The organism is Cognataquiflexum rubidum (genome assembly GCF_022538115.1).
Classification (GTDB): Bacteria; Bacteroidota; Bacteroidia; order Cytophagales; family Cyclobacteriaceae; genus Cognataquiflexum; species Cognataquiflexum rubidum.
This window is the reverse complement of the sequence record NZ_JAKZAL010000006.1, coordinates 1-12730: the sequence shown is the minus strand read 5'-3', so window position 1 is coordinate 12730 and position 12730 is coordinate 1. Positions and strand designations below refer to the sequence as shown.

The 12730-nt window shown below is 42.9% G+C and carries 7 protein-coding genes; 1 reads left to right on the top strand and 6 read right to left on the bottom strand.

The features are described 5' to 3' along the window. Positions 1-297: 297 nt before the first annotated feature. The 5 genes from MMU05_RS08275 to MMU05_RS08255 all read right to left on the bottom strand — a co-directional run bounded on the left by MMU05_RS08275 (position 298) and on the right by MMU05_RS08255 (position 8549). A complete protein-coding gene (locus MMU05_RS08275; protein WP_241141210.1) occupies positions 298-1575 on the bottom strand; it encodes a S1C family serine protease in 1278 nt (425 codons plus the stop codon). 312 nt (positions 1576-1887) lie between these two features. Continuing rightward, positions 1888-2511 carry a hypothetical protein gene (locus tag MMU05_RS08270; protein ID WP_241141209.1) on the bottom strand — a complete coding sequence of 208 codons (624 nt, stop codon included), beginning with the start codon at positions 2509-2511 and terminating at the stop codon, positions 1888-1890. Between the two features lie 203 nt (positions 2512-2714). Next, positions 2715-3827, bottom strand: a complete 1113-nt coding sequence (locus MMU05_RS08265; RefSeq protein WP_241141208.1) for a Gfo/Idh/MocA family protein — start codon at positions 3825-3827, stop codon at positions 2715-2717. Positions 3828-4162: 335 nt separating this feature from the next. Continuing rightward, the gene (locus tag MMU05_RS08260) at positions 4163-5038 is read right to left on the bottom strand and encodes a sugar phosphate isomerase/epimerase family protein (RefSeq protein WP_241141207.1); all 876 of its coding nucleotides are present in this window, start codon (positions 5036-5038) and stop codon (positions 4163-4165) included. A 13-nt stretch (positions 5039-5051) separates the two neighbouring features. Then, entirely contained in the window at positions 5052-8549 is a 3498-nt protein-coding gene (locus tag MMU05_RS08255; RefSeq protein WP_241141206.1) for a PVC-type heme-binding CxxCH protein, read from the bottom strand. Between the two features lie 151 nt (positions 8550-8700). Between MMU05_RS08255 and MMU05_RS08250 the strand changes: the two genes are divergently transcribed. After that, positions 8701-9576, top strand: coding sequence for an AraC family transcriptional regulator (locus tag MMU05_RS08250; protein ID WP_241141205.1), 876 nt, complete (start codon positions 8701-8703; stop codon positions 9574-9576). Between the two features lie 75 nt (positions 9577-9651). On the opposite strand, the gene MMU05_RS08245 is transcribed toward MMU05_RS08250, so the two are convergent. Then, positions 9652-12240: a M14 family zinc carboxypeptidase gene (locus MMU05_RS08245; RefSeq protein WP_241141204.1), complete on the bottom strand. Its 2589-nt coding sequence runs from the start codon at positions 12238-12240 to the stop codon at positions 9652-9654. Between the last annotated feature and the right edge of the window lie 490 nt (positions 12241-12730).

Below are 12730 nucleotides of genomic sequence, written 5' to 3'. Positions count from 1 at the left end.
TCAGTTTTAGGATCTCAAGAAGGAGCAAAGTGGTTCAGTTTCTGCCTTTGAATTCTTAAATATCAGAGAATAGAAAAAATGATCCTGAAGGGATCAAACTTCTCAATACCTGTCCGCTGTGGCGGAGCCCCCGGTAAAACCGGGGATAAATGATATAAGGATGGGAGGCAAAAACCCTAAAAGGGTTGAACCATTGTGGAATTGGAATTACAAATTCCTTAAAATAAAAAGGTGTAGTTTCAAACTACACCTAGATTCACCATCAAAAGTCAAACTACACTCAGAAAGGGTACTTTTTCATTTAATCCTTATTAATACAACATAGTCAGATATAATTTTAATCTTTTCTGTCAATGTCTTATTAACAATAGTTTTATCATTCGGTAAACTAAGAGTCGTTGGAAGAACATCGAGAAGATTTTTTAAATAACTGGATTTGATAGCATATGATACATTGTCTGCAACATCCGCTCTTAATTTTGCTGAATTTACCCCAATTAGATTACCATCAAAATCGAAAAGGGGTCCGCCACTATTGCCTGGTTGAATTGGAGTTGTCATTTGGTATGTTGAAATTTCGCCTTTAAAACCAGTTTTAGAGCTAATTTTTCCATCAGTAAATTTGATTTCTGTACCCATTACTGATAAAGCTAAAGGATAGCCTAAAGCAAAAACATTTGAACCAACTTCTGATAATGAAGTTTGAAAATTATATGGTATTGAGATAAATGAACTAAATGAAGCATCATCAACTTTTAATATTGCTAAATCATTTTGTTCGTCACTTTGGATTACTTTTACTTTATAATTCTGTTTTTGTCCATTTCGAATAAATTCAATTTCAATTTCAGAAGCTTCAGCAACGACATGATAATTAGTGGCAAGATATCCGTCATTACTTATAAAAAATCCTGTTCCATTCCCTGTCCAAGAATCATTAGAACTACCAAAATCCTCTTCAAATGAAATATGCTTGACCAAAAGATTGTCAGCAGCAATTTTTATTTTTGGGCCAACAAAAAATCCAATATGTTTTCCGTAAAATTCTTGTACCGGAGTTTTGTTAACAGGTTCATCATTTACTAAAAAAATCAAATCCTTCCCAATCTTAGCGATTCCAAGCTTATTAGCTGTGTTACCATAATTTATATGGTTACTTTTTTGCCAGTTAATAAGATTAAACCATGTTCCTCCATAAATACTAAATGCTGTGTAGGTTTGGTTTATGGTATTAATAACAAAAGCAAAACAATTTTCTGCGTCCTCTGTACCCCATATCAAACCATAAATATCCTCATTATTGTAACTATTGAGCTTATTAATACTTGATTCTATTAAGAACTCTTTATTACCATCTAAATCAGTTTCAATTGCATACCAATTCCATGCGTTCTTGGTATAATTTTCCATCAAATATTTTCCTAATCTTATTTCAGAATTTTCATTTTTATCTTTACCAACATCCCAATTATTCGAATTATCTGTAAACTCCTCATTTAGCAGAAAGCTTTGTTGACCAAAAACAGAAATACCTAGAAAACTGCTGAAGATTAATACTATTATTATCTGTTTCATCGGTTAAGTTTTTTTTCTTTAAACTTGAATCCTTCATTAATTTTAAATCCTTCCATTAAAAGATGAATTTTATTCGCAACTAAACAAAAATACTTACCCTTTTTAAACTCATTCATTATTCCGATTAGTCTATAATATAGCCAATCTTCCTTTTTTTGTAAAACTCGATTACACTCTATATACTACATTCAACAGCCACTAATTTCATGAAAATGCTAATTTGATTATGTCGCAATCTTGAACTCAAGCACTAAGGGAGGATGAGAACCGCCATATCCTGCTCTCCTTTGGTATTTCTTTATTGCTTTTTTTTCACCAGTCCTGATTTAACTCTTGGTAATAGAAGTATGAAATTCTTTCATCAAGAGTTTCAAGAATTTTCTCAAAACGTGAAATAAGGTTTTCCAAATCAATCTCAACATTTCCTAGTTCATCAACATAAAAATGATTTAAATATTTATGGTCAAATGGATATCGGGAAAAATCCATTTTTGCATTTTTGGGTGAAGCCTTAATTATCGTAAATAGTTCATTAATATAACTCTGTAATTCTTCAATCTGGTGATTAAAAAAATCTAAAGACTCTTGGTCCTTGTACTGTTCTATTTTTTTTTGGGCAGTCTCAAGAATTTTTTTAATATCATGATTCATCTCCTCAATCTTATTCTCTGACTTCAGGAGTTTGTTTAAAGTCCAAACAAGTGATTTTAAATACAATTCTATTCCATGATTTGCATTTGTCAAAATGGGAAAAATCATTATATCAGCCTTTTTATCTTTATTGGAGGCTAAGGCAACTTTAGCTAGTTCAATAGATGAAGTTAAAAATCCTTCAGCAAGAACTAACATATTCTGAATATCTTCGTTTTTCGATGTACGCCAATTGACAAAAGCTGTTTTATTGATGTCGATATTTCTAGAAAATATAGGTTTCATAGTAATGTCTTTTTGACTATAATTAAGCTAAAGCTGACAATATATTTGGGAATTCTAAAAGTATAACTAATGTAATAAATTTCCTATTTGCCAAAGAGGGATTTTTTATCAATCCCCAGAATATTACCCAAAACCCCACAAAAAAACCACCGCTTTCGCAGTGGTTCTTGTGGTTTGAGAGATAAAGGTTGTAAGGAATAGGATTACCTGAGGGTAAATTCAGGCAGCTTCATGATCTGACCTCCGGCCATCGCTGACTCATGGGCAAGGATGCCCACGCAGGTGATGTTGGCGGACTGTCTTGCATCAGGATAGGGTGCCCTTCCTTCGTGCAGTGCCGACAGAAATTCATTGACAAGGTGCGGATGCGAACCGCCATGTCCCGCTCCTTGGATAAAGGAAAGGTGTTGGTTGTCATCCGAATCATATACGCCTGCTGTGGTGAAGGATGCGATTTCCTTTGGAAGCAGGTGGGCATAGTCAGGGATTTTGACCCGCTCAGGAACTTCCCCGGTATGGATGACGGAGTCTTCATGCTCGATCAGTGTCCACTCAAATGACTTTTTGGAACCATAGACATCAAAGCTTTCACGGTATTGTCTCGCCGTGTTGAAGAGCGAGCGGGTAACTTCTGCGGAGAGGTCGGAGTCTTTGAGTTTAATATGGCAGGTTTCGATGGCAAAGGGAGAACCGTATTTTGGGATGAGGTTTTCGTCTATCCTTCCCGAACCAAAGCAGGACACATATTCGGCCTGTGCTTTTGGCAGTGCCAATACCGGTCCTACACAGTGCGTCGCATAGTGCATAGGCGGCAGCCCTTCCCAGTATCCCGGCCAACCGGCCATCTCCTGTTGGTGGCTTGCTCTCAGAAACTGGATCTTGCCCAATTCCCCTTTCTCATACATCTCTTTGACAAAAAGGAATTCACGGGAATAGATTACCGTCTCCATCATCATGTACGTCAGCCCTGTTTCTTCACAGGCTTCGACGATCTGACGGCATTCTTCCACGGTCGTAGCCATCGGCACGGTGCAGGCGACATGCTTGCCGGCACGGAGTGCTTTGAGCGATTGCTCGGCATGGGCTTGGATCGGGGTATTGATATGGACAGCGTCTATGTTTGGATCTTTGAGGAGCTCATCGTAATCGGTGTAGCGCTTCTCCACTCCAAAGGCATCTCCGATTTCATTGAGTTTGTCTTCGTTTCTTTGGCAGATGGCATACATATTGGCTAGCGGATGCTTCTGGTAAATGGGGATAAATTCCGCCCCAAAACCCAGTCCGACGATGGCGATGTTGATTTGTTTTTGGCTCATGGCTTTTATGGTTATTGGTTATTAAGTTATTTGGGGTTAATGGTTACTTCGACTGCGCTCAGTACAAGTATTTGGTTATTGGTGAAAGGTAAGAGGTAAATGGAGTTGGCGAAGCATCAAAACATCTTTTCACAACCTCCAGCTATGTGCGCTCTGTGGTTAGTTGTTTGTTGTTGGTGGCAATTAGGTTTATGGTTACTTCGACTGCGCTCAGTACAAGTATTTGGTTAATGGTTACTTCGACTGCGCTCAGTACAAGTATTTGGTGAAAGGTAAGAAGAAATTGGAGTCCTCCAGCTCTGTGTACCCTGTGTGCTCTGTGGTAAAAACCATCGCTAGTGCGTGAATTTTGTGCCTGAGATCCAGTCTTGGAGAAAGGCAAGTCCTTGGGAAGCGAATTCATCCTGACTCGGGGCAAGGGGCTTCCAGATGCAGACAGCACCTGCAAGTTCCTGCACATTTGGTGTAAAACTCTCTATCGAAATCACTCCGGTGTAGTTGACTGCAGCCAATCCTCTTTTGAATGAAAACCAGCTAGTCTGACCTGTTCCGGGGATGCCACGGTGGTTTTCAGAAACCTGCACGTGGAGCAATTTGTCACCTACCTGTCTGACAGCATCCTCCAAGTCTGACTCCTCGATACTCATGTGAAATCCATCCAATAGCACTTTGGCCGCAGGATGGTTGATGTCTGAGATAAGCTGCATGAGTTCTTTGGTGGTATTGATCAGGTCGGTTTCGAAGCGGTTCAAAGCTTCCAAAGCAATCTCCTGACCCATGGACTCGGCCATCTGACAGACTTTGTGGAGGTTAGTTACAGCGCGGTCCCATTCTATTTTCCGCTGTTCAGGAGAGACAAGTCTTGCTTTTCCCACCGCAGAGTACATCGGTCCGGCTACGAAATGTGCGCCGAGTGCCGAACTGATCTCAAAGCATTTTTGCAGGTAGTCAAAGCTTGTTTTGTGAAAAGCCGGGTCATCATGTGTCAAGTCCCTAGTCGGTCCAAAAGCCCCACAGATGATGGGTTGCAGGCTGAATTCCGCAAGTGCTTTTTTGACAGAAGGAATATCAATCAGATCCGGGTTTTCGACGGGTATTTCTACCGCGTCGAAGCCCATTTCTTTTATTTTTGAGAATAATCCAATTGTATCTTTTTGGAAAGGAGATGTCCAAAGCCAGGTGCTGACACCAAAAGTTGCATTTATTGCCATAATTTCCCGGTTTTTACTCGACGATCATTTTACCGTTCATGATGCGCCAGTGTCCCGGTACAGTACATACAAAAGGATATTCTCCTTTTTGGGTAGGTGCAGTGAAAATGATGGATTCAAGCCCTTCAGGATCCACAAGTTTGGAAGCTATGATGATCTCCGGGATATTGGGGACATAATTTTTTTCGATTCCTTTTGGATCTCTTGCCATTTCGTCAGCGGCTTTTCCTACCGTTTCGAGCGAACCTATCTTGGCAACGATCAGGTTGTGCTGCATGAAATCTTTGTTTTCGAAGTCAATGATCACCTGTTGGCCGGCTTTCACCTTGAAGCTTGTCACATTGTATTTCATTTCGTGGGGAATGACGCCGATCTTCACTACCAGGGCATTTTCCCTTGAAACCGGAGCTGCTTTTTCAGGGCCTTTGGCCAAATATTCCTGCAGGTTGAAGTTGGGATCTTTGAGGCTGAGGTAGCTGTCTCTGCCCATTCTACCCCTTAGCCAAGAGAAACCTTCGTAGTCGCCGACCTGATTTTCTTCACCCATGTCATTGCCGACGCGGATTCTGTCCGGAGTCAAAGGAGCGGTGAATAGGGAAGGGGCTTTTGCTTTGGCAACCGGATTGTCATTGACCTGCAATGTCATCACTCCGCCCTCAAGGAGCTTGGCTTCCACCTTAAACAGTTCCTTTGGCAGGTTGCCGGCGGTGATTTTATAGGTTTTGCCGTTTTGTTTTACTACCCAATTCAAGGTAGATTTTTTTACAAAAAGGGAATACCCGTTCATCTTGTTTCCCTGTGCAGCAATGACTCCTTCGAGCGGTTCATTTCCTTCCGCCAACTCTGTGACGATATGGATTTCTTTGTTGCTGACATCAGGAGGATAGACGATCGCTGCTCTTCTGTCGAGGTTGTATTGCTCGACGACAAGACTCTTGGTCAGCTTTTCTGTCAGGGTGTAGAGAGAATCTACTTTTTCTTCAGGGAAAAGCGAGGCAAGGTTTTGCTCAAAATAACTTGGATGGGCAAGTACCCCGGAGAAAATCACCTGTGGAAGATAAGCGTCTTTGCCGTTGGCTTCGTCCTGACTTGCTTCATAGATCAGGTTGCTGATTTCAGCAGAAGCAGGAATCTCCGATAAGGCAAGGAAAGCCGCTTTTCTTACATTCAGGTCAGGATCCTGATGGACCTTGTTGGATTGGATCAGCGCAAAAGTTTCATTGGTTTTTGGAAGAACTTCAATGGCATTTTTCCTGACACCTGCAGAAGGATGCGACAATGCTTTGCCAACAATCTTGATGGCATTGGCATCATCACCGCTCAGTGCGCCGAGGCCGTGCAATGCCCAAAGGGCATGGTTGGCAGCGGTATTCAGGCCGATTTCATCTACATCTCTGTTCTCCACCAGTTTGTACAAGTCACCGATGATGCTTTTGTTTTGGGTTTCGACGATGAGCCTTTGGGCAGTCATTCTCCAAAACATGTTGTCGCTTTTCAAGCCTGCGATCAGGTCTGAATTATTAGAGGGATCAATGGAAAAACCTTTGTATTCCGGTGCGCCTCTGTACACTAGCCTATAAATCCTGCCATGCTTGGCATCCCGCATAGGGTTGATGTAGGCATTACCCGCGCCATTGTCAAAACCTTTTGGAGTTGGATTGTGCTGAATGATAAAGTTGTACCAATCTGCAATCCAAAGAGAACCATCAGGTCCGACTTCGGCATGTACAGGAGAGAACCATTCGTCTGAACTCGCCACGATATTGAAGCCGTTCTTTTCTTTGAATCCTGATCCGTCTTTGGTGATGATGGCATTGTGAAGCACCCTTCCTGTAGGTTCGGCCACAAAAGCCACCCTGTTCCAATAGGATTTAGGGAAAGTTCTTGCTGTGTAGAAGTTATGTCCTGCAGCAGCGGTATAGCCGCCATGGTAATCCACCTGTCTCAAAAACTGTGTCAGGTGCGGCATGTCGTAGTGGCTGTCAATACCAAAGACGGTATTGTTCATCCCGCCTGCAATAGGTCTTTTGACGTTTTTGTTGGTCATGGCCAAGTAGGCAGAGTGCTGACCGTTGGCAGTGGAGATGAAGACATTGAAATCTTCCGAGAAGCCAAGTCCCCAGGTATTGTTACTTGTCGAACCTAAAAACTCAAAGTTGGAAGCATCAGGAGCGAATCTATATACCCCTTGGGAGAAATTGAATTCCTGTCCGCCAACAGTTCCTTTGAAACCTGAATATCCCAAAACACCCCAAATGTTATTGTCATAGCCATACTTCAGGTTGGAAGGTCCGGCGTGTGTATCGCTTTTGCCCCAACCTGTGATCAATACTTCTCTTATATCGGCTTTGTCGTCACCGTCAGTATCTTTTAAGAATACAAAATCCGGAGCCATGGAGATGAGGATACCTCCGTTCATGGCCATGATGCTTGTCGGGATGTTGAGGCCATCAGCAAAGACAGTTACTTTGTCAGCTTTGCCGTCGCCATCAGTATCTTCAAGGATTTTGATGCGGTCATTTCCGCCTTCGGTGCGGACTTCGTTAGGATAATCTTCTGTCTCGATCACATATAACCTTCCCTTTTCATCCCAACACATCGCCATTGGATTGACAATCTGAGGCTCAGAAGCGAATAGCTGCAATTCAAATCCTACCGGAATCTGGATCAATTTCATGGATTCTTCCGGAGAAAGCGGATGTTGGTATCTCGGTGCCGGGTCTTTGTTTTCGTAGTTTGGAATGACGGCATCTTCAAATACCGGCTGAGGGATTTTGAAATCGGCCACCTGCTTGGCTACATCATCTCCTATCGCCCAAAGTACGCCGTTGGCGACAAGGGTATGGAAATTTGGTTGGGACCAAGTGCGCTCATTGTGTCCATAAGCTGTGTAAAATACACGTCCTTTTCCTTGATTTCTCACCCAAGTCCAAGGCTCGCGGTGTCCGTTTTCTTCCCTTTCCATCAGGACAGTCATGTCGGGATTGATCCGGGTATGGATATAGGTTTCATCCCAGGTTTCAAATACTTCCACGCCCTGCATCACAGGATGGTCAGCAGCGATGATATCGACCTTGAAATCACCCGTGCCATGCGATTGGAACTGTCCGCCTACGGCTTCGACATACCAATCAGAATTCTGGAAACAGAAAGAGGCACTGTGGAGGGGAATAAAACCTTTGCCGCTTTCCACATACTCTTTGAGGGCAGCTTCCTGTTCTACAGTAATACTGTCGTGGTTGGCATAGATCATGATCCCGTCATACTGATTCAGGTTGTCCAGGTTCAGGTCGTTTGGATCAGAAGTATAAGTAAGGTTGATGCCTTTTTGGAAAAGTGGTCTTGCCAGATAAGGCATCAGTTTCTCGGAATCATGGTGCTTGCTGTCATGTCCGAGGAAGAGGATTTCTGCTCTTCTTGGCCCTGTGGGAAGCTCTGGTAAATTGGACTTTTTGCCACAACCGATGACAGTAAAGAAGAGAAGGAGGAGGAGGAAATGAGAATATCTCATGGATGGTTTTATTTAGGGGAATTTAGGGTTTATTGGAAGATTCAAATTCCACATTTATCAAATGGCAATCTTCCTTTTTTTTTGCTGATTATGACTTTATTTTGTTCAAAAATTTAATTTTCATGTATAATTATGGCATAATTGACTAATCATGAAACAGGCACTTCAAAAATCAAGGATTCCTGAGGACAAAGCTTTCGTTGCCAAAGCGCTTGTTGCCCCTAATTTTGACAAACATTGGCACTTTCACAATGAGTACCAATTGTTCTTGGTTTTGGAAGGAAAAGGGACAAGGTTTATCGGCGATCAGATGAAGCCTTTCCGTGAATTTGACATGGTTTTTACCGGCCCAAATCTCCCGCATTTGTGGCGGAACGATCCGCAGTACTTTGAAAAAGAAAGTGGTTTGATGACCAAAGGGATTGTTGTGTACTTTGGAAAGGACTTTTTGGGGAATGCCATTCATGACAAAGAGGAGTTTGAAGGCATCAAGACCCTGCTCCAAAAATCAGAACGGGGATTGGAAATAACCGGAAAGACCAATGAATTGCTCCGCCCTCAATTTGAGAAATTGACGGAATCAAAAGGAATTGACAGCATCCTGAAATTGCTGGAAATCCTGAAAGTCCTGTCCGAATCCTCCGATTGCCATCCGATCACTCAGGCCGGCTATATCAATACCAACAAAGAATCTGAAAAGGATCGCATGAGTAAGGTTTATGAATATGTGATGGAAAATTTTCGCCAAAAAATCCTGCTTGAGGAGGTGGCCTCCATGGCCAATATGACGGAAAGTGCTTTTAGCAGGTACTTTTCTTCGAGGATGAACAAATCCTTTTCGGAGTTTCTCACCGATGTCAGGATCGGGCATGCCTGCAAATTGCTCCATGAGATGGACGCCAATATCAGTGAAATCTGTTATGAGAGCGGTTTCAATACCCTTTCCAATTTTAACAGGCAATTCAAAGAAAGGATCGGCGTGACTCCTTTAGTTTACAAAAAGGATTTCTTAAAAACACTTGGGTAGAAGAAACCCTCCAAGGGATCGTAACTCCAAACCCTCCAAGGGTTGAAAACCCTTGGAGGGTTAATTGGTAAATGATCAATCCGCAGTCCCGCCTTCTATCACCTGACCAAAGAATATGGCATTGAGGAAAAGCTTGTTGGTTCCGTACCATATCGCCCTGAAGTTGGGATTATCCACCATACCGATGACACGTCCCCGGCCGAGGCGCTTGACCTGAATGGCGCTGCTGTTTCTGACCATTTCGAGGTTTTCGGGATGAATATATCCACTTGCCAAAGGCTTGTCGGTATAGACCATGGGATTGGAGTAAGGATTTTTTCCCGGTTCGAGCACTTGGTTGCTGCTTCGGAAAGTGAAAATCTCCGACTTGCCATACCCGTATCCAATCGGATGGTTCACATCTAGCTTTGCATGGAAAATCGTACCGCTTGTCATCCTGGCGCCGGTATTTTTGGTATAGTCTGCATAAGGTAGGTCAGGCTTTTTCTCTTCTTCTTTTGGGTCTTTTTTGAAAGTAAAAGAAACAAGTTCATTGCTATTGAGCCAGGTCATGGCATTTCCACGGGCGATCAAAGTATTTCCGGCACTTGCCCAGGATTTGATTTCTTCGGCTTCGGATTTTCCCCAACTTGAATAATTGCCATTAGGCATGATAAGGACATTATACCTGCTGAGGTCTGTATTTCCCAGTCTTTCTACAGGGAGCAAAGTTATCGGCATGTCAAATCTTTGGTCTAGCAAATGCCACATTTCTCCGGCTTCTCCGCTTGTGACACCTGTCCCGACCAAGACGGCGACTTCAGGTTTCTTCAGTACATCTATGCTTGGTGAACCGATATTGACACCTGCAGTATATCCCGTGCTGATGCCGTAGACGGTGATTCCCGTTTCGGAAGCAAGGGAAGTTAATGAAGAGTGAAGTTTGGTGGCAGCATCTATTTCAGCATCTCTTTGGGTACTGACTAGAATACTTCCTCTTTTCAGGACCTTTCCGTCAGCAAGGGTGATGGGTTCATGCGTCAGGCGCACCAAATATCCTTCATCCATCAACTTGTAAGCAGCCTTTGGCGCATAATAATCTGCCCATTCAAAGGCGTAGGCATAGGCGTTTTTTTCACCGATCAGGGCTCCGGCTTTTTTGCCAAAATCCTCCTCGAGAAGTGTGACATCGGCGAGATTCATGATTTTGCTGCTCAATGCTGTGTAGTCAAGGTTGAAGGACATCGGCAATGTCCATGCAGAGACATCGTAGAAAAGACTGTCCTGGAAGTTGTTTCGGGTTTCGAAGATCGCTTTGATTAGCTTGTATTGTGGCTGATTGAGTGGGACGATGTACGCTTTTTCTTTCTCAAAAGGGACACCGTTGACAGTGATGTTTTGGTTGAGGGAGTAGACATCGATCTGATGCTGTTGGATCATTTCAGCCAAATGGAAACCACGTGCGGCATCGGCGGTATCGCCAAAAATATACGCCTTGTTGGTGTCCACAGCAGATTCTTTCAAGGATTCAGCATAGAAATCCTGCATGAACTTGTTGATTTCTCCCCGCATGTTTTTGGCTGCCTCAAAGGAACTCACGCTGGTGCGGAACTGATTTCTGATTGTAAAGGAAAAAGGCAGCGGACCGTAGATACTTTCCTGCAAGTGACCTCTTGAAGAAGCCTGTTCAAACAAGATCCCGATGGAACCCTGGATATCCGGATAAGTGGAGCCATAGCCAAAATAATACTCGTCAAAACTTTCCCTCGAATGGTAAAGCGAACCCATCTCATCCATGGCCTTGGCATGGTATTGGGCGATTTTTTCTGTCAGTTCTATGTTTTTCTTGGGTGTTAACGGATGGTCGCGGCTTGGAATACCGGGTTGAAAAAAGAAAGTGTTGTTGGTGCCCATCTCATGGTAATCCAGGTAGATATTGGGAAGCCATTCCTGAAATTTAGCGACTCTGTTTTGTGATTCTGGATGCTGCACGAGCAACCAATCCCTGTTGAGGTCAAACCAATAATGGTTTCCCCTTCCGCCCGGCCAAGCTTCGCTGTGTTCACGGTTTGAAGGATCGCCGTTAAGGTTGTATGATCTGTGGGTATTGACCCAAGAGGCATAGCGGTTACTTCCGTCAGGATTCAGCGCGGGATCTATCAGGACGATGATATTTTTCAGATCTGCCTCGATTTCATTGGCGGCTGCAAAATGGTAAGCGGCCAAAATGGAAGAATTAATGGCACTTGCCTCATTGCCATGAACCGAATATCCCGCTGCCATTACCAAGGGCATTTTGTCAAAATCAATCTTGGCATTTGAGTCACGGAGTTGCTGTCTGTCGGATTTGATTTTATCGATGTTGGCGAGGTTTTCGGGAGAGGTGATCGTCAGCATGATTTGGGGTCGCTTTTCATAGGTATATCCGATGATTTCAAATTTTACCCGGGGAGAACTGTCTGCCAGTTTTTCAAAATACCGGATGACTTGATCGTACCCTGCATTCCATTCGCCCACTTCAAACCCCAAAATGTCTTTTGGCTTGGGGATTTTTTCATTGTAGGTAAAACCTGGGGGAAGGTAATATTGAAGGGAGATGTCTGCGGTTCCGGCAGGACTTTTTTGTCCAAAAACAGAAAAGGTGGACAAAAGAAAAAACAGGAAAAGACTTTGTAATTTTTTCATGGGAAGGTGGTTTTGAAGGCGGAAAGGAAAACAAAGCAGAAAATTTATTTTTTGCCAATTCGTTCACAAAATGCAATGCTTCCTTATTTGTTCAAATACCCCTCGTGTAAAAGCTTCAATGAATGATTCTATGGTATTTTTTAATTCACGCAAAGACGCAGAGGAAAAGGAAAAAAAGTATGGGAATTAAAAATGCTGAGTGAATAATGGTTTGGGAGGTACTATCATCGGCGGGGGATATGATCCTGAAGGGATCAAATATTGGTAGCCCCGAGTAAGGAACGCAACTCGGGGTAAAAAACGAGAACAATGATTCCGGTTTTTGCCCGAGGAAATGTAAATTGGGAATTCGGGTCTCTGCCAAAAACAGGGAAGGTCAAAATCCTTTGCGTCCATTGCGAGACCTTCTTTTCCTCCTATGTTTGAAATGATTCCATAAATTAACATAAAGTGGTGAGAGATGGGAGTGAATTCTTTTCTAAATAACCTT

Coding starts and splice junctions, on each gene's coding strand:
- MMU05_RS08275 (WP_241141210.1), bottom strand. CDS start 1,575: ATGAAACAGATAATAATAGTATTAATCTTCAGCAGTTTTCTAGGTATT.
- MMU05_RS08270 (WP_241141209.1), bottom strand. CDS start 2,511: ATGAAACCTATATTTTCTAGAAATATCGACATCAATAAAACAGCTTTT.
- MMU05_RS08265 (WP_241141208.1), bottom strand. CDS start 3,827: ATGAGCCAAAAACAAATCAACATCGCCATCGTCGGACTGGGTTTTGGG.
- MMU05_RS08260 (WP_241141207.1), bottom strand. CDS start 5,038: ATGGCAATAAATGCAACTTTTGGTGTCAGCACCTGGCTTTGGACATCT.
- MMU05_RS08255 (WP_241141206.1), bottom strand. CDS start 8,549: ATGAGATATTCTCATTTCCTCCTCCTCCTTCTCTTCTTTACTGTCATC.
- MMU05_RS08250 (WP_241141205.1), top strand. CDS start 8,701: ATGAAACAGGCACTTCAAAAATCAAGGATTCCTGAGGACAAAGCTTTC.
- MMU05_RS08245 (WP_241141204.1), bottom strand. CDS start 12,240: ATGAAAAAATTACAAAGTCTTTTCCTGTTTTTTCTTTTGTCCACCTTT.